Consider the following 22522-nt stretch of genomic DNA (forward strand, 5'->3'; position numbering starts at 1 on the left):
CTTCCGTGTGAAGAATGAGGCCGGATCAGCGATCGCCCAGACGGCCGAGCTCGTTGTCGATGAAGTCGAAGATCTCGTCCTCACTGGCGGAGCCGATCCGCTCGGCCACCTCGGTGCCGGCGGTCTCGGCCTCGCTCCCCCGCCACTTCTCCAGCATCGTCAGCAGCCGGTTGGAGACGGCCGCCCTGGTGAGCGCGTCGGGTTCCGTGGAAGCAAGGGCGGAGTCGAGGCGGTCGAGCTCCGCGAGGAGGGAGGAGGAGGTGTCGGGGCCGTCCTCGCCCACGAGCTGCGAGACGAGGTGTTCGGCCAGGGAGACGGGGGTGGGGTAGTCGAAGGTCAGGGTGGCGGGCAGCCTCAGGCCGGTCGTGGCCGTCAGCCGGTTGCGGAGCTCGACGGCGGTCAGGGAGTCGAAGCCGAGGTCCTGGAACCCCTTCTTCGCCCCGATCGCCTCGGGCGAGGCGTGCCCGAGCACTCGCGCCGCCTCAGCCCTGACGAGCTCCACGGCGAAACGTACGCGCTCTTCTTCCCGTATTTCCCTCAACTGTCGCGCGAGTCCGGCGGCCGTCGCGGCACTGTCCCCGGCGGCCGCGGCCACCCGCCGGCCGCCCTTCACCAGGCCGCGCAGCAGCGGCGGCACCTCGCCCTGAGCGCGCCGGGCCCCGGAGGCCGGGCCGATCGGGACGACGTACGCCTCGTCGAGCGCGACGGCCGCGTCGAACAGCGCCAGGCCCTGCGCGACCGTCAGCGGCGGCACTCCGGAGGCCGCGATCCGCTGCATGTCGGCCTGCGACAGCGCGCCCGTCATACCGCTCCCCTGCGCCCACGCCCCCCACGCCAGGGACTGGGCGGGCAGACCGAGAAGGCGGCGGTGGTGGGCAAGGGCGTCCAGGAAGACGTTGCCGGCGGCGTAGTTGGCCTGTCCGGCGCTGCCCATCACGCCGGAGATGGAGGAGTAGAGGACGAAGGCGGCGAGGTCGAGGTCCTTGGTGAGCTCGTGGAGGTGCCAGGCCGCGTCGGCCTTCGGGCGCAGGACGGCCGAGAGCCGGTCGGGGGTGAGGGAGGTGATCACACCGTCGTCGAGGACACCGGCCGTGTGGATCACGGCGGTCAGCGGACGACCGGCCGGGACACCGGCCAGCAGACCCTCCACCTCGGCACGGTCGGCCGTGTCGCAGGCGACGACCGTCGTCTCGGCGCCCAGGGCGGCCAGTTCGCCGACCAGCTCCACCGCCCCCGGCGCCTCCGGGCCACGACGGCTCACCAGCAGCAGATGCCGCACGCCGTGCTCGGCCACTAGGTGCCGGGCCAGTACGCCGCCCAGGCCACCTGTGCCACCGGTGATCAGCACCGTACCGGCCGGATTCCAGGTGGATACCGCTGCCGGAGCGTCCGGCTCCGGCGGGGCGACGCGGGCCAGCCGTCCCACGCGCACCGCACCGTCGCGTACGACGAACTGCGCGTCGCCGCCCGCCAGCAGGTCCGGCAGGCTCGGCAGGCTCCGGAGCAGGGCGGTCGGGTCGGCGTCGACAGCTCCGTCGAGGTCGAGGAGGACGAACCGTCCGGGGTGCTCCGACTGTGCCGAGCGCACCAGGCCCCACACCGCTGCGGCCGCCGGGTCGTGAACGGCATCCGCCGCGTCGGCGGAGACGGCGTCCCGGGTGACGAAGAGGAGGCGGGAAGCGGCGTGCCGGTTGTCGGCGAGCCAGTCCTGAACGAGCCGGAGGGCGTGGGCGGTCAGCTGGTGCACGGCGGCGGGTACGTCCTCGTCCCCGGTGACGGCGACCGGGACCACGACAAGGTCGGTGCCGGCCGGTACGTCGGCCAGGGACGCGGTCCCGTCGCTGCCGAGCGTCACGTACCGGGGCGCCTGGGCGGTGGCGGTGGCCCTGGCAGGGATGGGCGCCGGGATCCACTCCAGGCGCAGCAGGGCGCCCTGCTCCGCACCGGTCCCGGTGGGGGCGTCGGCGACCGGCCGGGGGCGGAGCGTCAGCGTCTCCACCGACAGCACGGGAGCGCCGGTGGCGTCCACCGCCGCGACCGACACCGAGTCCCCGGCGGTCCGCGCGAGGCGGGCCCGCACGGCCGAGGCACCGCCCGCGTGCAGCGAGACCCCCGACCAGGACAGCGGGGACAGCTCTTCCTCGCCGTCCAGGCCTGCGAATTCCGCTGCCTGAGCGAGGGTCTCCAGCAGGGTGGGGTGCATGCCGTAGTAGGGGGCGTCGGACGCGGCCTCGCCGGTCAGCTTCGTCTCGACGTAGACCTCGTCGCCACGGGTCCAGAGGGTGGTGGATTCGTCGCCCGTTTCGACGGGGACGGCGACGGCTTCGGTGGGCGGCCAGGTGGACGCGTCGAAGGGCACGGTCTGCTCGCCGGAGTCGAGGACACCGGAGGCGTGCTCGGTCCACGGCTCGTCGAGGGCGTCCCCGGGCCGGGAGTAGACGCGTAGGGCACGGGCGCCTGTCGCGTCCGCCGCGCCCGCCCACACCTGGAGGGCGAGAGGAGATCCGCCGGTGAGGGCCAGGGGCGTGTGGACGGTCAGAGAGGTGACGCGGTCGCAGTCCACTTCGTCACCGGCGCGAACGGCCAGCTCCAGGAAGGCCGATACGGGGAAGTCGGTGGTCTCCGGGGAGAGCCGGCTCGTGAACAGCATCCCGTCGGAGTCGGCCAGCGGCACGGCGGCGCCCAGGAGCGGATGCCGTGCGGGCACCAGACCGACGGACGAGACGTCGCCGGTAAGCGCGGCGGGCCGGGGCCAGAAGCGCTCGTGCTGGAAGGCGTAGGTGGGCAGGTCTACGTGGCGGGCGCCGGTGCCCGCGAACAGCTCGGCCCACGCGACGTCGACGCCGGAGACGTGGAGCCGGGCGAGGGCGGTCAGGAGAGCGGTCTCTTCCGGGCGGTCCTTGCGGAGGGCCGGGACGGAGAGCAGATCCTTGTCGGGGTCGAGGGTGTGCTGGGCGAGGGCGGTGAGGACACCGTCGGGACCGAGCTCAAAGAAGGCGGTGGCGCCTGCCTCGCTCAGCGCACGGACACCATCGGCGAAACGCACGGCCTCACGGACGTGCCGCACCCAGTAGCCGGGGGTGGCGACGAGCTCGGCCGCAGCGACCTCACCCGTCACGTTCGAGATCAGGGGGATCGTGGGGGCCTGGAACGACAGCCCCTCGATGGCCCGGCGGAAGTCCTCCAGCATCGGGTCCATCAACGGCGAATGGAACGCGTGACTCACCGACAGCCGCTGGGTCTTACGACCCTCGGCGGCCAGACCCTCGGCGATCCGCAGAACAGCCGACTCCTCACCAGCGATGACGACAGCGTCAGGGCCATTGACAGCGGCGATCGACACACCGGCGGTCAGCTGAGGCACCACCTCGTCCTCGGACGCCTGCACCGCCACCATCGCACCACCAGAAGGCAGCGCACTCATCAACCGCGCACGCGCCGCGACGAGGGAACACGCATCCTCAAGGGAGAAGACCCCCGCGACATGCGCGGCGGCGATCTCACCGATGGAGTGACCGGCAACGAAGCCCGGACGCACCCCCCACGACTCCACCAGCCTGAACAACGCCACTTCAAGCGCGAAAAGCGCAGGCTGAGTAAAGCCCGTCCCGTTCAGCGCCTCGGCGTCGTCGCCGAACATGACGTCCCGCAACCCGTCGAAACGAGCCGTCACCTCGTCCAGCGCCCCCGCGAACACCGGGAACCGGGCATACAACTCCCGCCCCATCCCCAGCCGCTGCGACCCCTGACCCGAGAACAGGAACGCCAGGGACCGGTCCACAGCGACCCCGCGAGCCATCTCGTCCCCTGCCAGCAGAACCGCACGGTGGTCGAGGACCGACCGCCCAGTCGCCAGCGAGAAGCCCACATCAGCGGCATCGCCATCAGCCGAGGACGTCAGCCGCTCCACCTGCTCCGCCAGCGCCTCCTCCGACTTGGCCGACACCACCCACGGCACCGGCCCATCCGACGAAGCGCCACGCTCGGCAACGGACTCAGGGGCCTGCTCCACGATGACGTGCGCGTTCGTGCCGCTGAGACCGAACGACGACACACCCGCACGCCACGGACGCCCCACCTCCGGCCACGCCCGAGCCTCCGACAGCAACTCCACCGCACCCGCCGACCAGTCCACATGCGACGACGGCTCGTCGATGTGCAGACTCTTCGGCAGGACGCCGTGCCGCATCGCCATGACCATCTTGATGATCCCGGCGACACCAGCCGCAGCCTGTGTATGACCGATGTTCGACTTCACCGAGCCAAGCCACAACGGCCGGTCCGCGTCCCGCTCACGACCGTACGTCGCCAGCAGCGCCTGCGCCTCGATCGGGTCACCCAGCGTCGTACCCGTACCGTGCGCCTCCACCGCGTCCACATCGGCGGCCTTCAGACCCGCGCTCGCCAACGCCTGGCGGATGACGCGCTGCTGCGACGGGCCGTTCGGCGCCGTCAGACCGTTCGACGCACCGTCCTGGTTCACCGCCGAACCCCGCACCACGGCCAGCACCCGGTGACCGAGACGCTTCGCGTCCGACAGCCGCTCCAGCACCAGCACACCCGCGCCCTCGGACCAACCAGTACCGTCGGCAGAGTCCGCGAACGCCTTGCAGTAGCCGTCCGCCGCCAGGCCGCCCTGGCGGCTGAAGCCCGCGAAGGTCATCGGCGTCGACAGGACCGTCACACCGCCGGCGAGCGCGAGCGAGCTCTCGCCGCTGCGGAGGGACTGGGCGGCGAGGTGGAGGGCGACGAGCGAGGACGAGCACGCCGTGTCGACCGTCACCGCCGGGCCCTCCAGCCCGAAGGTGTAAGAGATCCGGCCGGAGATGACGCTGGTGGCGAGGCCGGTGCTGGCGTGGCCTTCGACGTCCTCGCGGGAGTTCATCACGAGTGTGGCGTAGTCCTGGCCCGTGGTGCCGACGAAGACGCCCGTCCGGCTGCCGCGCAGGGCCGTCGCGTCGATCCCGGCGCGCTCGAACGCCTCCCAGGACGTCTCCAGCAGGAGCCGCTGCTGCGGGTCCATCGCCAGGGCCTCACGCGGGGAGATCCCGAAGAACCCGGCGTCGAAGTCGGCGACGTCCTGGAGGAATCCGCCGCGCCGGGTCGCGCTGCCGCCCCGGTTCTCCGGGTCCGTGCCGAAGAGCGCCTTGAGGTCCCAGCCACGGTCGGTGGGGAAGCCGGCGATGCCGTCGCGGCCTTCGGCGAGCATCCGCCACAAGTCCTCCGGCGACCGTACGCCGCCGGGCATCCGGCAGGCCATGCCGACGATGGCGATGGGGTCGTCGGAGACGGCGGAGGCCGTCACGATCGGGTCCCCCGCGTCCTCGCCGGCCAGCTCGGCCATGAGTTGGCTCGCGAGGGCGGCAGGGGTGGGGTAGTCGAAGATCAGGGTCGCGGTGAGCCGCAGGCCGGTGGCGGTGGTGAGCCGGTTGCGGAGCTCCACCGCCGTCAGCGAGTCGAAGCCGAGCTCGCGGAACTCCCGGCCCGCCTCGACCTGCCGCGCCGAGGCGTGCCCGAGGACGGCGGCCGCCTCGGTCCGTACGAGGTCGGTCATCGAGCGGAGCGCGTCCTCCTCCCCCAGCCCGGACAGCCGGAGGCTGAGCGCGGCCGCCGTACCGGCGCCGCCCGCCGCCGTGGCGGCCGTTCGCCGGCCGCCACGGATCAGGCCGCGCAGCAGCGGGGGTACGACGCCCGGGGCGCGTCCGCCGCGCCGGGCGGGGCCGATCGGGACGAGGTACGGCTCGTCGAGGCCGGTGGCCGCGTCGAACAGGGCAAGGCCCTGCTCGGCCGTCAGCGGCGGCACTCCGGAGGCCGCGATGCGCTGCATGTCGGCCTGCGACAGCGTGCCCGTCATACCGCTCGACTGCGCCCACGCGCCCCACGCGAGGGACTGGGCGGGCAGGCCGATAAGGCGGCGATGGTGGGCGAGGGCGTCCAGGAAGACGTTTCCTGCCGCGTAGTTGGCCTGTCCGGCGCCGCCCATCACGCCGGAGACCGACGAGAAGAGGACGAACGCGGCGAGGTCGAGGTCCTTGGTGAGCTCGTGGAGGTGCCAGGCGGCGTCGGCCTTCGGGCGCAGCACGGCCGCCAGGCGGTCCAGGGTCAGGGACGTCACCACACCGTCGTCGAGGACACCGGCCGTGTGGATCACGGCGGTCAGCGGACGATCGGCCGGGACACCGGCCAGCAGGCGCTCGACGGCGTCCCGGTCCGTCGTGTCGCACGACTCGACGGTCACTTCCGCGCCGAGGCCGGTCAGTTCGTCGACCAGTTCCGCCGCACCGGGCGCCTCCGGGCCACGACGGCTCACCAGCAGCAGATGCCGCACGCCGTGCTCGGCCACCAGGTGACGGGCCAGCAGGCCGCCCAGGCCGCCTGTGCCACCGGAGATCAGCACCGTGCCCGCCGTGTCCCAGGCGCGTACCGCTGCCGGAGTATCAGCCTCCGCAGCGACCCGCGCCAGCCGGCCCACGCTCACCGCACCGTCGCGCACCACGAACTGGTCGTCGCCCGCCGCCAGCAGCCCCGGCAGCTGGGGCAGTACAACAGCGAGCTCGGTGTCGGCGTCGAGGTCGACCAGGGCGAAGCGGTCGGGGTGTTCCGTCTGTGCCGAGCGCACCAGGCCCCAGGCGGCGGCAGCGGCGAGATCGTTGCCGTCCGTCGCGCCGCGCGTCACGAACACCAGCCGTGCGGCGGTGAACCGCTCCTCCGCCAGCCACTCCCCCACCAGGCCGAGCGCCCGGGCCGTCAGCTCGTGGGCCGCGCCGGGGACGTCGGTCCCGTCGCCCGCGGTCAGCGGGGCCAGCACCAGGTCCGTGCCGTCCGGCACGTCGGCCAGGGCCGTGACCGTCCCGGCGCCCAGCGTCGCATGGGTGAGCTCCCGGCCCTCGGCTCCCTCCTCGGGTGCCGGTGCCGGGACCCAGTCCAGCCGCAGCAGGGATCCGTGGTCCGTGGCGCTGCCCCTGCGGTCCGCGGTCCCGGCCCGGTCGTGCAGCACCAGCGTGCTCGCCGACAGGACCGGTGCGCCCTCGGTGTCGACGACGGCCACGGAGGCGGTGTCCTCGGCGGTCCGCGTGACGCGTATCCGTACCGCCGACGCGCCCCCCGCGTGCAGGGACACCCCGGACCACGAGAGGGGCTCGGGCTCGTTCGCTCCACCGTCCGGCGCCGTGATCGCGAGGGCCTGGGTGACGGCGGTCAGCAGCGCGGGGTGGAGTCCGAACGCTCCGGCGTCGTCCGCGGCGTCGGCGGGGAGGGCGGCTTCCACGAAGGTGTCGGCGTCCCGCGTCCAGATCGCGCGGACGGCCCGGAGGGCGGGGGCGTGTCCGGCCTTGTCGTAGAACCCCGCCACGGCATCGGCGTCGACGGCGGTGGCGTCGCGCGGGGGCCACTCGTCGGTGCCGAAGTCCGCGACGCGCTCGCCGGGGCTCAGGACGCCGTGCGCGTGCTCCGTCCAGGTCTGGTCGGGGGCGTCGGCGAGCTGGGAGTAGACGGACACCTTCCGGGCGCCCGCCGGGTCGGGGGCGCCGACCCAGACCTGGAGGAGGGCGGCGTGCTCGTCGTCCAGGGCGAGCGGTTCGGTCAGGGTGAGTTCGTCGACGCGGCCGTAGCCGACCTGGTCGCCCGCGCGGATGGCGAGCTCCACGTACGCGGCGGCCGGGAACGTGGCGCCGTCGGCGAGCCAGGGGTGGGTGCGGGCGGAGAGCCTGCTGGTGAACAGGACACCGTCGAGGCCGGCCAGGGACACGGCCGCGCCGAGCAGCGGGTGGCCGGCCGGGGTGAGGCCGGCGGCGGACACGTCGCCGGCGACGGCGGCGGGCTTGGGCCAGAACCGCTGGTGCCGGAAGGCGTACGTGGGGACGTCCACGCGGCCGGCGCCCGTGCCGTCGAACCACGCGGTCCAGTCCACCGCGACGCCCGCCACGTGCAGCCGGGCGAGCGCGGTGAGCAGGGAGCGCTCCTCGGCCCGGTTCCGGCGCAGGGCGGTGAGGGCGACCAGGCTCCCGGCGTCGTCGAGGCTGTGCTGGGCCATGGCCGTCAGCACACCGTCGGGGCCGAGTTCGAGGAAGGCGGTGGCGCCTTCGGCGGCCAGCGTCCGGACGCCGTCGGCGAAGCGGACGGTCTCCCGGACGTGCCGGACCCAGTACTCGGGCGTGCAGAGCAGTTCCGCCGTCGCTATGCGGCCCGTCACGTTCGAGACGACCGGGATCCGCGGCGCCTGGAAGGACAGTCCGGCCAGGGCCTGCCGGAAGTCCTCCAGCATGGGGTCCATGAGCGGCGAGTGGAAGGCGTGGCTCACCGACAGCCGCTGGGTCTTGCGGCCCTCGGCGGCGAACTTCTCGGCGATGCGGGGCACCGCCGTCTCGTCGCCCGCGATGACGACGGCGTCCGGGCCGTTGACGGCCGCGATGGACACCCCGTCGACCAGACGTGCCGCGACCTCGTCCTCGGAGGCCTGGACGGCGACCATCGCGCCGCCCGCGGGCAGGGCCGCCATCAGCCGGGCCCGGGCCGCCACCAGCGCGCACGCGTCGTCGAGGGACAGCACGCCCGCGACGTGCGCGGCTGCGACCTCGCCGATCGAGTGGCCCGTGACGTAGTCGGGGCGCACCCCCCAGGACTCGACCAGCCGGTAGAGGGCCACTTCGAGTGCGAAGAGCGCGGGCTGGGCGAAACCGGTGCCGTCCAGTACGGCCGCGTCGCCGTCGAACATGGCCTCCCGCAGCGGGCGCTCCAGTTCGCCGTCGAGGCGGGCGGCCACCGCGTCCAGGGCCTCGGAGAAGGCGGGGAAGCGGGCGTACAGTTCGCGGCCCATGCCCACCCGTTGCGATCCCTGGCCCGTGAAGAGCACCGCCAGGGGGCGGCCGCCGGCTGCCGCGCGGCCGCGCGCGGCCTCGGACAGCGAGCCGTCCGGGCAGGCCAGGAGGACCGCGCGGTGGTCGAAGGCCGACCGGCCCGTGGCCAGCGAGTAGCCGACGTCCACGGGCTCGGCGGTGCCCGCGAGGGCGGTCGCCCGCTCCAGCTGCGCGGCCAGCGCCTCCTCGGACTTGGCGGACACCGGCCACGGCACCACACCGGGCCGGACCGTGGGCGCGTCCGGCTCCCCGGCGGGCTCCCCTGTGGACTCGGTGGCCTGTTCCAGGATCACGTGCGCGTTCGTTCCGCTGATGCCGAAGGAGGACACGCCCGCGCGCCATGGCCTGTCGACCTCGGGCCAGGGCCTCGCGTCCTTGAGGAGTTCCACCGCTCCCACAGCCCAATCCACGTGTGTCGAGGGCCGTTCCGCGTGGAGGGTGCGTGGCAGCACGCCCCGGCGCATGGCCATGACCATCTTGATGACGCCGGCGACGCCCGCCGCCGCCTGCGCGTGGCCGATGTTCGACTTCACCGAGCCCAGGAGCAGCGGCCGTTCGGTGTCCCGGCCCTGGCCGTAGGTGGCGAGGAGGGCCTGGGCCTCGATGGGGTCGCCGAGCGGGGTGCCCGTGCCGTGGCCCTCGACGGCGTCGACCTCGCCGGCCGTCAGGCCCGCGTTGGCCAGGGCGCGGCGGATGACGCGCTGCTGGGCGGGGCCGCTGGGGGCGGTGAAGCCGTTGGAAGCGCCGTCCTGGTTGACGGCCGAGCCCCGGACGACCGCCAGCACCGGGTGACCGTTGCGGCGGGCGTCGGAGAGGCGTTCGACGAGGAGCATGCCGACGCCCTCGGACCAGCCGGTGCCGTCGGCGGTGTCCGCGTAGGCCTTGCAGCGGCCGTCGCCGGCGAGGCCGCCCTGGCGGCTGAACTCCATCAGGGAGCCCGGTGACGACATGACGTTGACGCCGCCGACGAGGGCCAGTGAGCACTCACCGGCCCGGAGGGCGTGGATGGCGGAGTGGAGGGCCACGAGGGAGGAGGAGCAGGCCGTGTCGACGGTGACGGCCGGTCCTTCGAGGCCGAGGGTGTAGGAGAGCCGCCCGGAGGTGGCGCTGGCGGCGATGCCGGTGCCGATGTCGCCGGTGGCGTCGGCGAGGGACCGTACGAGGAGGTAGGCGTAGTCCTGGCCGTTGGTGCCGACGAACACGCCGGTGCGGCTGCCGCGCAGGGTGGCCGGGTCGATGCCGGCGCGCTCGATCGCCTCCCAGGACGTCTCCAGCAGCAGGCGCTGCTGGGGGTCCATGGTGACGGCCTCACGCGGCGAGATGCCGAAGAAGTCGGCGTCGAAGTCGGCCGCGCAGTCGAGGAAGCCGCCTTCCTGGCTGACGCTGTTGCCGCGCTTGTCGACTCCGGCGTCGCGCAGGGCCGCCAGGTCCCAGCCCCGGTCGGTGGGGAAGCCGGAGATGGCGTCCCCACCGGCGGCGACGAGGTCCCAGAGGTCCTCCGGGGAGCGCACGCCGCCCGGGTAGCGGCAGCTCATCGCGACGATGGCGACGGGCTCGGTGGCGGCGGCCACCAGGGCGCGGTTCTGCCGGCGCAGGTGCTCGGTCTCCTTGAGGGAGGCCCGGAGAGCTTCGACTACTTTTTCGCTGGGCGTGGTCATGTTCCGCTCTCTCAGCCTTCGGTCCGTGAGGTCCGTGAGTCCGGCGTGTCGTCGTCGTTGGATCCCGTGTCGTCGGATCCTGTGTCGTCGGATCCCGTGGTGCCGTCCAGCGCCGCCCGGACGAGGGCGTCGACGTCCATCTCGTCGATCGATTCCGCGTAGCCGTCCGGTTCCGTCGCCCCGGTGGGACCGTCGTCGGCCGCGGCCGTGGTGGCGGCGAGCCTCAGCAGGGGTTCCAGCACGCCGATCTCGCGCAGCTGGGCCACGGAGACGGAGGCGAGCAGGGCCCGGATGCCGGCCTGGTCGAGGTCGTCGGTCCCGCCGTCCGCCGTGCCGTCGCCGTGGCCGGCGTCGGGCAGCAGCTCGCGCAGGACGTGGGCGGCCAGGTCGACGGGGGTGGGGTGGTCGAAGACGAGCGTGGCGGCCAGGGTCAGTCCGGTCGCGGCCGTGAGCTGGTTGCGCAGTTCGACGGCGGCGAGCGAGTCGAAGCCGAGGTCCCGGAAGGCCCGGTCGGCGCCGACGGCGTCGGCGTCGGTGTGGCCGAGGACTGCGGCGGCCCGGGTCCGTACGACGTTCAGGACGGTCTCGGTGCGCTGTGCCGCGCTCTGGCCCGCGAGTTTCTCCCGCAGTGCGGCGCCGTCCGCCCCCGGTGCGGCGGCGTCCCCGTCGGTCCCGGCCGGGGCCTGGTCGGCGGCGGGGGCGAGCTCCGCGAGGAGGGGGCTGGGCCGTACGGCGGTGAAGGCCCGTACGAACCGGGCGGGTTCGACCTCGGCGACGACCTCCGTCGGCCCGTTCTCCATGACCGCCCGGCGCAGCGCGGCGACCGCGAGGCGCGGGTCCAGCGGCCGGATGCCGGTGCGCTGGGCGGCGGCGGCCGCGCGGGCGTCGGCGGCCATGCCGCCGCCGGCCCAGGCGCCCCAGGAGATGGAGGTGGCGGCCAAGCCCTCGGCGCGGCGCCGCTCGGCGAGGGCGTCGAGGAGGGCGTTGGCGGCGGCGTAGTTGGCCTGGCCGGGGTTGCCGACGGTGGCGGACGCCGAGGAGAACAGGGCGAACACCGTGAGGCCGAGGTCCCGGGTCAGGTCGTGGAGGGCCAGGGCCGAGGCGGCCTTGGCGCGGTGGACGGCCGCGAACCGCTCGGGGGTCAGGCCGTCGATGACGCCGTCGTCGAGGACGCCCGCCGCGTGGACGACGCCGGTCAGCGGGGCGCTGTCCGGGACGCCGGCGAGCAGGCCGGTGAGCGCGTCGCGGTCGGCGACGTCGCAGGCGGCGAGGGTGACCTCGGCGCCCAGCGCGGCGAGTTCGGCCCGCAGGTCCTCGGCGCCGGGCGCCTCGGCGCCCCGGCGGCTGACGAGCAGCAGGTGGGCGGCGCCCGCCTCGGCGAGGCCGCGTGCCACGTGGGCGCCGAGGGCGCCGGTGCCGCCGGTGATCAGGACGGTGCCGGTGGGCTGCCACTCCTTTACGGGCCCGTCGGCCGGTACGGGCACGAGCCGGCGGCCGAAGACGGTGGAGGGCCGGACGGCGAGCTGGTCCTCGCCGCCGGAGTCGGCGAGGAGTCCGGCGAACCGGTCCGCCGACCGCTCGTCGAGGGTCTCCGGCAGGTCGATCAGGCCGCCCCAGCGGCGCGGGTGCTCCAGTGCGGCGACCCGTCCCAGTCCCCAGACGCCGGCCTGGGCGAGACCCGGTACCGGCTCGGCGGGCGAGACGGCGACCGCGCCGCGGGTGACGCACCACAGGGGCGCGTCGATCCCGGCGTCGCCGAGGGCCTGGACGAGGGCGGCGGTGAGCAGGGTGCCCTCGGGGACACCATCGGTGTCGCCCGGAGCGGCGAGGGCGAGCAGGGAGAGGACTCCCGTGAGCTCCCGCCCGGTGGCGGCCTGTTCCTTCAGCAGGGCGGCCAGGGCGTCCCGGTCGGTGCCGGTGACGTCCAGGCGTACGGCCCCGTCGCCGAGGCGGGCGAGGACGTCGGCGGCCCACGGCTCGTCGGCCTGCCCGGCGGGCACGACGGCGAGCCAGGTCCCGGCCGGGCGACGCGAAGACGCGGCAGCGGTCAGGGGCTTCCAGACGACGCGCTGGCGCCAGCCGTCCACGGTGGACCGCTCGGCCCGGCGGCGGCGCCAGTCGGCGAGCGCGGGCAGGACCTTGGCGAGGGCGTCGCCGTCGACGTCCAGCTCCGACTCCAGCGCGGCGAAGTCCTCGCCGCGCACGGCGGACCAGAACGCCTCGTCCTCGCCCCGGGCCGTGCCGGTCGCGCCGGAGGCTTCGGCGGGCCGGTGGTCGGGCCAGAACCGCTGGTGCTGGAAGGGGTAGGTGGGCAGGTCCACGCGTCGTGCCGGGTCGCCCGCGCCGAGGACGGACGTCCAGCGCGGGACCGTGCCGTCGGCGTGGAGCCGGGCCAGGGCGGTGAGCAGGGACGCCTCCTCGTCGCGGCCCTTGCGCAGCGCCGGTACGGTCAGTGCCTTGGCCGACACGGCGTCCAGGGTGTCCTGGGCCATGGCGCAGAGCACACCGTCCGGGCCGATCTCCAGGAAGCGGGTGACGCCGCGCCCGGTCAGGGCGCCGACGCCGTCGCCGAACCGTACGGCCTCGCGGACGTGCCGCACCCAGTACTCGGGCGAGCTCAGCTCTTCGCCGGTCGCCAGGTCGCCGGTGAGGCAGGACACGAGCGGGAGCGCCGGCGGCGCGTACGTCACGCGGCGGGCGGCCCGTCGGAAGTCCTCGAGTACGGCGTCCATGTGCAGGGAGTGAAACGCATGGCTGACCAGCAAACGCCTAGTCTTGCGGCCGTCGGCGGTGAACTTCCCGGCGGCGGCGAGCACGGCGGCCTCATCGCCCGACAGGACGACCGCCTCCGGCCCGTTGACGGCGGCGACGGACACTCCGTCGACCCCGGTCAGGTGTGCGGCCACCTCGTCCTCGGTCGCCTGGACGGCGACCATGGCGCCGCCCGTGGGCAGGGCGGCCATCAGCCGGGCCCGGGCCGCGACCAGGGCGCAGGCGTCCTCCAGGGAGAACACGCCGGCGATGTGCGCCGCCGCGATCTCGCCGATCGAGTGGCCGGCGACGAGGTCGGGGCGGATGCCCCAGGACTCCACCAGCCGGAACAGCGCCACTTCGAGGGCGAAGAGCGCGGGCTGGGTGAAGCCCGTGTCGTTCAGCGCGTCGCCGTCCTCGTCGAACATCACGTCGCGCAGCGGCCGGTCCAGTTCGCCGTCGAAGTGGGCGGTCACCGCGTCCAGCGCCTCGGCGAAGACGGGGAACCGCCCGTACAGCTCGCGGCCCATGCCCGCGCGCTGCGAGCCCTGGCCGGAGAAGAGGAAGGCGAGCTTTCCGGCGCGTCCCGCCGTGCGGCCCTGGACGACGCGCGGGCCGGCCTGGCCGTCGGCGAGGGCCGCCAGGCCCTCCAGCAGCTCGTCGCGGCTCGCGGCCAGGACCGTGGCCCGGTGCTCGAAGGACGACCGGGTCGTGGCCAGGGCCCGTGCCAGGTCGGCGACGGTCAGCTCCGGGCGGGCCGTCAGATACGCGCCCAGGCGGGCGGCCTGGGCCTTGAGGGCCTCCGGGGCCGCAGCCGAGACGGGTACGGGCAGCGGGCCCGTCCCGTCCTCGGACGCGGCGACAACGACAGGCTCGGAGGCCGGCTCCGGCTGTTCGATGATGACGTGCGAGTTGGTGCCGCTGGCGCCGAAGGCCGAGATGCCGGCCCGGCGTACGCGTCCCGTCTCCGGCCAGTCGGCGCGCTCGGTGAGCAGCTCGACCGCGCCGGCCGACCAGTCCACGTGGGTGGAGGGCTCGTCGATGTGGAGGGTGCGGGGCAGGACGCCGTGGCGCATGGCCATGACCATCTTGATGACGCCCGCGACACCGGCGGCGGCCTGGGTGTGGCCGATGTTGGACTTCACCGAGCCGAGCAGCAGCGGCTGGTCCTCCGGCCGGTCCGTGCCGTAGGTCGCGAGCAGCGCCTGGGCCTCGATGGGGTCGCCGAGGGTGGTGCCCGTGCCGTGGGCCTCCACCGCGTCCACGTCGGCGGCCGTCAGCCCGGCGTTGGCCAGGGCACGGCGGATGACGCGGCGCTGGGAGGGGCCGTTGGGGGCGGTGAGGCCGTTGGAGGCGCCGTCCTGGTTGATGGCCGAGCCGCGCAGGACGGCCAGCACCTCGTGGCCGTTGCGGCGGGCGTCGGAGAGCCGCTCCAGGACGAGGACGCCCACGCCCTCCGACCAGCCGGTGCCGCCGGCGGACGCCGCGAAGGCGCGGCAGCGGCCGTCGGCCGACAGGGCGCCCATCTCGCCGAACTCGATGAAGTTCACCGGGGTGGACATGACCGTCACACCGCCCGCGAGGGCGAGCGGGCACTCGCCGTTGCGCAGCGACTGGGCGGCCAGGTGCAGCGCGACCAGGGACGAGGAGCAGGCCGTGTCGACGCTGACCGACGGGCCCTCCAGGCCGAAGGTGTAGGACAGCCGACCGGAGAGCAGGCTGGCCGACTGGGCGGTCTGCGCGTGGCCGAGCTGGCCCGCCTCGGGGCGGTAGTCGCCGGTGCCGCCGCCGATGAAGACGCCGGTGTCGCCGCCGCGCAGCGCGGCCGGGTCGATGCCGGTGCGCTCCAGGGCCTCCCAGGCGGCCTCCAGCACGATGCGCTGCTGCGGGTCCATGACCATGGCCTCGCGCGGCGAGATGCCGAAGAAGCCGGGGTCGAAGTCCGCGACGTCGTAGAGGAAGCCTCCCTCGCGGGTGACGCTGCGGCCCCGGCCGTCCCGGTCGCCGTGGACCATGCGGTCCAGGTCCCAGCCGCGGTCGTCGGGGAAGCCGCCGATGGCGTCCACCTCCCCGGAGACGAGCTTCCACAGGTCCTCGGGCGAGCGGACGCCGCCCGGGTAGCGGCAGCTCATGCCGACGATCACGATGGGGTCGTCGGCGCCGGCGGACACGGCCGGTACGGCGGCGCGGCGCTCGTCCTCGTCGTGCCCGCCGAGGAGTTCGGCGAGCAGGTGGGTGGCGAGGGCGTCGGCCGTCGGGTAGTCGAAGACCAGGGTGGCGGGCAGGGTGAGCCCGGTGGCCGTGGCGAGCTGGTTGCGGAGGTCGACGGCGGTCAGCGAGTCGAAGCCCAGGTCCCGGAAGGCCTGCGCGGACGGTACGTCCGCCGGGTCGGCGAAGCCGAGCACCGCGGCGACCTCGACGCGGACCAGGGAGAGCAGCGCCTCGGCCCGGTCGCCCTCGGCGAGGGCGGCCAGTTCGGCGCGCAGGGCGGACGCGGCGCCCGCCGTGCCCCGGCCGGTGTCCCCGGAGTCCGTCAGGGCCTCGCGGGCCTCGGGCAGTTCGGTGAAGAGGGCGGTGGGCCGGGTGCGGCCGAAGGCCGGGGCGAACCGGTCCCAGGCCACATCCGCGACCGTCACCGCGGCGTCCTCGCCGTTCATGGACAGGGCGAGCGCGGCGAGCGCGCGGCCCGGGTCCATGGCGGGCAGGCCGTTGGCGCGCAGGTGGGCGGCCAGGCCGTCCGGTGTGGTGTCGGCCCAGGCGCCCCAGGACACCGACAGGCCGTGGAGACCACTCGCCCGGCGGCGGTGGGCCACGGTGTCGAGGAAGGCGCTCGCGGCGGCACCGGCACCCTGGCCGCTGACGCCCCAGACGCCGGCGATGGAGGCGAAGAGGACGAACGCCACGTCCGCCGCGCCGTCACCGGCGGCCGCGTCGACGGCGGCCTCCAGGCCCGCGACGTCCGCGCGGAGCGCAGCGAGGTACGCGGCCGGGTCCGGGTCGGGTCCGGTGTCCCGGCCCGTGTGGACGACGGCGGTCAGCGGCTGGTCGGCGGGCGCTGAAGCGAGTGCCGCCAGCAGGGTCTCGTCGTCGGCGAGGGAGCCGGTCGTGACCGTCAGCCCGGCGCCCAGCCCGGCGAGTTCGGCCTCCAGGGCCGTCACGGCGGAGGCGTCCGGTGCGGTGGCGCCGACGAGCAGCACGTGCCGGGCCCCGCGCTCGGCGAGCCGGCGGGCGGTGTGGCCGCCGAAGCCGGCCGGGCCGCCGGTGACCAGCGCCGTGCCCGAGGGCCGCCACGCGTCGGGGGCGGTGTGGGCCGCGACGCGCACGAGCCGCCGGCCGAGGAGGCCGGAGGAACGCAGCGCCAGCTGGTCCTCGCCGTCCGCACCGGAGAGGGCGGCGCGGAAGCGGTCCGCGCCGCGCCCGTCGAGGACGTCCGCGACGTCGATGAGGCCGCCCCAGCGCTCGGGCTGCTCCAGGCCCATGACCCGGCCGAGCCCCCACACCGCCGCCCGGGCGTCGTCGGCGACCGCCTCGGAGCGGCCGGTCGCGACGGCGCCCCGGGTGACGCACCACAGGGGGGCGTCGACACCGGCGTCCGCGAGGACGCGCAGGAGTTCGTCGGGCCGGGCCAGGCCCTCGGGCGTGGTGCCGGGCTCGGTGCCGGGCGCGGTCGTCGCGAGCAGGGAGACCACACCGGTGACGACCGTGCCGTCGCCGGCGAGCACGGCGAGGCGCTCGGCCAGCGCGGCGTGCTCGTCCGTGCCGGTCTCGACGCGCACGGCGTTCTCGCCGAGCGCGCCCACCAGCGCGGCGGTGTAGGCGTCGTCGGTGTGGCCGGTCGGGACCAGCGCCAGCCAGGTGCCGTTGCCGGTCAGGGCGCTCACGCCCGGGACCGTCAGCGGGCGCCAGGTCACGCGGTACCGCAGGCCGTCGACGGCCGACCGCTCGGCGCGCTTGCGGCGCCAGGACGACAGGGCCGGTACGAGGGCCGACAGCGCGGCGTCGTCCAGCTCCAGCTCGGCCGACAGCGACGACAGGTCCTCGCGCTCCACGGCCGACCAGAAGGCGGCGTCCACGGGATCCCGGTCGCCCGCTTCGGCGGATCCGGCGGGGGCGCGCTCCGGCCAGTACCACTGGCGCTGGAAGGCGTACGTCGGCAGCGGCGTCCGGCGGGCGTCCGTGCCCGCGAACCAGGCCGCCCAGTCCACGGGGACCCCGGCGACGTACAGCCGGGCCAGGGCGGTGAGGAGAGCGGTCTCCTCGGGGCGGTCCTTGCGGAGCGCGGACGCGGCGACCAGGAACCCGGTGCCGTCGAGGCTCTGCTGGGCGAGGGCGGTGAGTACACCGTCGGGGCCGAGCTCCAGGAAGGCCGTCGCGCCTTCGGCGGCGAGCGTACGGACGCCGTCGGCGAAGCGGACGGTCTCCCGGACGTGCCGCACCCAGTAGTCGGCGGTGCACAGCAGCTCCGCCGTCGCGATCCCACCGGTCACGTTGGACACGACGGGAACGCTGGGCGCCTGGTACGACAGACCCGCAGCGATCCGGCGGAAGTCCTCCAGCATCGGGTCCATCAACGGCGAATGGAACGCATGGCTGACGGAGAGCCGCTGGGTCTTACGACCCTCGGCGGCGAAACCTTCGGCAATGGCCAGGACCGCGGCCTCGTCACCGGCGATGACGACGGCGGTCGGGCCGTTGACAGCGGCGATCGAGATACCGGCGGTGAGACGAGACGCGACCTCGTCCTCGGACGCCTGCACAGCCACCATCGCACCACCGGAAGGCAGCGCACTCATCAACCGCGCACGCGCCGCCACAAGGACACACGCATCCTCAAGAGAGAACACACCCGCGACATGCGCGGCAGCGATCTCACCGATGGAGTGACCCGCGACGAAGTCCGGACGCACCCCCCACGACTCCACCAGCCTGAACAAAGCCACTTCAAGCGCGAAAAGCGCAGGCTGAGTGAAACCCGTCCCGTTCAGCGCCTCGGCGTCGTCACCGAACATGACGTCCCGCAGCGGACGCTCCAGTTCGCGGTCGAAGTACGCCGCCACCTCGTCCAGCGCCTCGGCGAAGACGGGGAAGCGCCCGTACAGCTCCCGGCCCATGCCCGCGTGCTGCGAGCCCTGGCCCGAGAACAGGAACGCCTGCTTGCCCGTCACGTCCCCGGCGGCGCCGCGCGCGGCCTCCCGGGCGCTCTCGCCGTCGGCGAGCAGCACGGCGCGGTGGGCGAAGACCGCCCGGCCCGTGGCCAGCGTGAAGCCGATGTCCGTCACGTCCGGGCCCGTGCCGGCGAGGGCGGTGATCCGCTCGGTCTGCGCGGCCAGCGCGGTCTCGGACCGGGCCGAGACCACCCACGGCACGAGGCCGGGAGCCCGCTCCGCCGACGGCTCCTCGGCGGCCGTCGCCTCCGGCGCCTGCTCGACGATGACGTGCGCGTTGGTGCCACTGACGCCGAAGGCGGAGACACCCGCCCGGCGCGGCCGGCCGGTCTCCGGCCAGTGCCGGTGCTCGGTCACCAGCGACACGGTCCCGTCCGACCAGTCGACGTGCGAGGACGGGGTGCCGACGTGCAGCGTGCGCGGCAGTTCGCCGTGGCGCATCGCGAGGACCATCTTGATGACGCCCGCGACGCCGGCCGCCGCCTGGGTGTGGCCCAGGTTGGACTTGACGGCGCCGAGCAGCAGCGGCTGCTCCGGGGCGCGGTCGCGGCCGTAGGCGGCGATGAGGGCGTGCGCCTCGATGGGGTCGCCGAGGGTGGTGCCGGTGCCGTGGGCCTCCACGGCGTCGACGTCGGCCGGGGCGAGGCCGCCGTCGGTGAGGGCCTGGCGGATGACGCGCTGCTGGGCGCGGCCGTTGGGGGCGGTCAGGCCGTTGGAGGCGCCGTCCTGGTTGACGGCGGAGCCGCTGACGACCGCGAGGACGTCGTGCCCGTTGCGGCGGGCGTCGGAGAGCCGCTCCAGGACGAGGACGCCCACGCCCTCGGACCAGCTGGTGCCGTCGGCCCCGTCGGAGAAGGCCTTGCAGCGGCCGTCGGGGGCGAGCCCGCCCTGCGCGGTGAACTCGGCGAAGGCGTCCGGGCTGGACATGACCGACACGCCGCCGGCCAGCGCCAGCGTGCTCTCCCCCTGCCGCAGCGAGCGCGCGGCCATGTGGAGGGCGACGAGCGAGGAGGAGCAGGCGGTGTCGACGGTGACGGCCGGGCCCTCCAGGCCGAGGGCGTAGGAGAGGCGGCCGGACATGACGCTGGCGGTGTTGCCGGTGGCGACGTGGCCCCGGACGTCGGCGGTGCCGGCGCGCAGCACGTTGACGTAGTCCTGGCCGTTGGTGCCGACGAAGACGCCGGTCTGACTGCCGCGCAGGGACGTCGGGTCGATGCCGGCCCGTTCGAAGGCCTCCCAGGTGGTCTCCAGCAGCAGGCGCTGCTGCGGGTCCATCGCCAGGGCCTCGCGCGGCGAGATGCCGAAGAACGCGGCGTCGAAGAGGCCGACGCCGTCGAGGAAGCCGCCTTCGAGGGTGGCGGAGCCGCCCCGGGACAGGTGCTCCAGGTCCCAGCCGCGGTCGGCCGGGAAGCCGGAGATGGCGTCCGACCCGTCGGACAGGAGCCGCCACAGGTCCTCGGGGGAGGCGATCCCGCCGGGGAAGCGGCAGTTCATGCCGACGATGACGATCGGGTCGTCGTCGACGGCCGCCCGGGTCGCCGGGAGCGCGCCGCCCTCGGATCCCTCGGGCAGGGTGCCGAGGAGCTCGGTGAGCAGGAACCCGGCCAGTTCCTGCGGGGTGGGGTAGTCGTAGACGAGGGTGGCGGGCAGGCGCAGCCCGGTGGTGGCCGACAGGGCGTTGCGCAGTTCGACGATGGTCAGGGAGTCGAAGCCGAGGTCGGCGAAGGCCTGGTCGGCGGCGATGCTGTCGGCTCCGGCGTGGCCGAGGACGGCGGCGACGTGGCCGCGCAGCAGGTCCAGGACGAAGCGGGGGCGCGCGGACTCGGCGAGTGCGGCGAGTCGTTGCCGGAGGTCCTCCTCGCCCGTGCCGCCCGCGAGGAGCGCGGTGCCCTGGGGCGCGGCGGTCACGACGGTGGCGGCGCGGAGCTCGGGGAGGTCGCCGATGAGGGCGCTGTGGCGGAACGCGGTGGTGTAGCGGTCCCAGTCGATGTCCGCGACGGTCACGGCGGTGTCGTCGTGTTCGACGGCGTGCCGGAGGGCGGTGAGGGCGGAGGCGGGGGCCATGGGCGTGAAGCCGCCGCGGCGGACGCGGCCGTCGACGAGCGTTCCGTCGCCGGCCATGCCGGCTCCGGCCCAGGGGCCCCAGGCGATGGAGGTCGCGGGCAGGCCCTGGGCGCGGCGGAGGGCGGCGAAGGCGTCGAGGTAGGCGTTGGCGGCGGCGTAGTTGCCCTGTCCGGCCGCGCCGAGGGTGCCGGCGGTGGAGGAGAACAGGACGAAGGCGGCCAGGTCCAGGTCGCGGGTGAGCTCGTGGAGGTGGTTCGTGGCGGTGGCCTTGGCGTTCAGGACGGCCGTGAACTTCTCGGGGGTGAGCGTGTCGACGACGCCGTCGTCGACCACTCCGGCGGTGTGGAACACCGCCGTGAGCGGGTGCTCGGCCGGGACGTCCGCGAGCAGCGCGGCGAGCGCGTCGCGGTCGGCCGTGTCGCAGGCGGCGAGGGTGACCTCGGCGCCCAGCGCGGCGAGTTCGGCCCGCAGGTCCTCGGAGCCGGGCGCGTCGGCGCCCCGGCGGCTGACGAGCAGCAGGTGGGGCGCGCCCGCTTCGGCGAGCATGCGGGCGACGTGGCCGCCCAGCGCTCCGGTGCCGCCGGTGACCAGGACGGTGCCGGTGGGGGTGTACGGGCGGGGGGCGGGGGTGTCGCCGACGGGGTGGTGTGCCAGGCGGCGGGCGTAGGTGGCGGTGGGGCGTACGGCGAGCTGGTCCTCGTGCCCGGCGCCGGAGAGGGCGCCCGCCAGGCGGCGCAGCGTGGCCTCGTCGAGGGTTTCGGGCAGGTCGACGAGGCCGCCCCAGCGCTCCGGGTGTTCGAGGGCGACGATGCGGCCGAGGCCCCAGAGGGCGGCCTGCGCGGGGTCGCCCGCGGGTTCGGTGCGGGCGACGGCGACGGCGGTGCGGGTGAGGCACCACAGGGGGGCGTCGATCCGGGCGTCGCCGAGTGCCTGGACGGCCGTCGCGGTGAGCGGCAGCCCGGCGAGTCCGTCGGGGGCGAGGGCGAGCAGGGACAGGACGCCCGTGAACCCGTCGCCGTCGGCGGCGAGTTCCCGCAGGTGTTCGGCGAGCTCGGCGCGGTCGGGGGTGGTGACGTCGAGGCGTACGGTCTCGGCGCCGAGGCCGTTCGCGAGCGCGTCGGCCCAGGCCCGGTCGGCGTCGGACATGCCGGCCCCGGGCGTGTCGCCGGGGGTGAGCAGCAGCCAGGTGCCCGTCGGGTGTGTCGTGGGGGCCTTGGTGAGGGGCTTCCAGGTGGCGCGGTAGCGCCAGCCGTCGACCGTGGAGTGCTCGCGGCGCTTGCGGCGCCAGGTGGACAGGGCGGGCACGACGGCGGTGAGGGTGGCGTCGTCGAGTTCCAGGGAGGAGCCCAGGGCGCTCAGGTCGGCGCGCTCGACGGCCGACCAGAACTCGGCGTCCACCGCGTCGGGCGTGCCCGCCGGGGCGGGAACGGCCGGCAGGGCGGTGGTGTCGGGCCAGTAGCGCTGCCGCTGGAAGGCGTAGGTGGGCAGGTCGACGCGCCGGGCGGGGGCGTCGAGGAAGGCCGCCCAGTCGGGGCGTACGCCGTGGACGTGGAGCCGGGCGAGGGCCGTGGTCAGGGCGTGGGTCTCGGCGTGGTCGCGGCGCAGCGCGGGCACGGCGAGGGCGGGTGAGGCGGCGTCGAGGGTCTCGCGGACGGCGCCGGAGAGGACGCCGTCGGGGCCGAGTTCGAGGTAGGCGGTCACGCCCGCGGCGTCGAGGCGGCGTACGGCGTCGGCGAAGCGGACGGTGCGGCGGACCTGCCCGGCCCAGTAGGCGGGCGAGGCGGCCTCGTCGGCGGTGAGGAGTTCGCCGGTGACGGTGGAGACGAGGGGGATGGCGGGCGGCTGGAAGTCGAGTCCGGCCGCGACGCGCGTGAACTCGTCCAGCATCGCGTCCATGCGGGGCGAGTGGAAGGCGTGGCTGACGCGCAGGCGCTCCGATCACCACGACCACCGGCCGACCGGCCGTCACCACGCTCGGACGCCAGGAACGGGACGTTCTCTACGCGGTCGGCTGCGGCCTGCGGGACGA

1 protein-coding gene and 1 pseudogene are annotated in these 22522 nt (G+C 75.0%); both read right to left on the minus strand.

Features of this window, described 5'->3' with window-relative positions; translation table 11 throughout:
* Positions 1 to 25: 25 nt before the first annotated feature.
* Positions 26 to 10513 (minus strand): SDR family NAD(P)-dependent oxidoreductase, encoded by a 10488-nt coding sequence (locus AB0E98_RS09600; protein WP_361700486.1) that lies wholly within the window; start codon positions 10511 to 10513, stop codon positions 26 to 28.
* An 11-nt stretch (positions 10514 to 10524) separates the two neighbouring features.
* Positions 10525 to 22422 (minus strand): annotated as a pseudogene (locus AB0E98_RS09605) (type I polyketide synthase); the annotation flags it as partial.
* Positions 22423 to 22522: the final 100 nt, after the last annotated feature.

It is taken from the genome of Streptomyces sp. NPDC037389, assembly GCF_040636475.1.
Classification (GTDB): domain Bacteria; phylum Actinomycetota; class Actinomycetes; order Streptomycetales; family Streptomycetaceae; genus Streptomyces; species Streptomyces hesseae.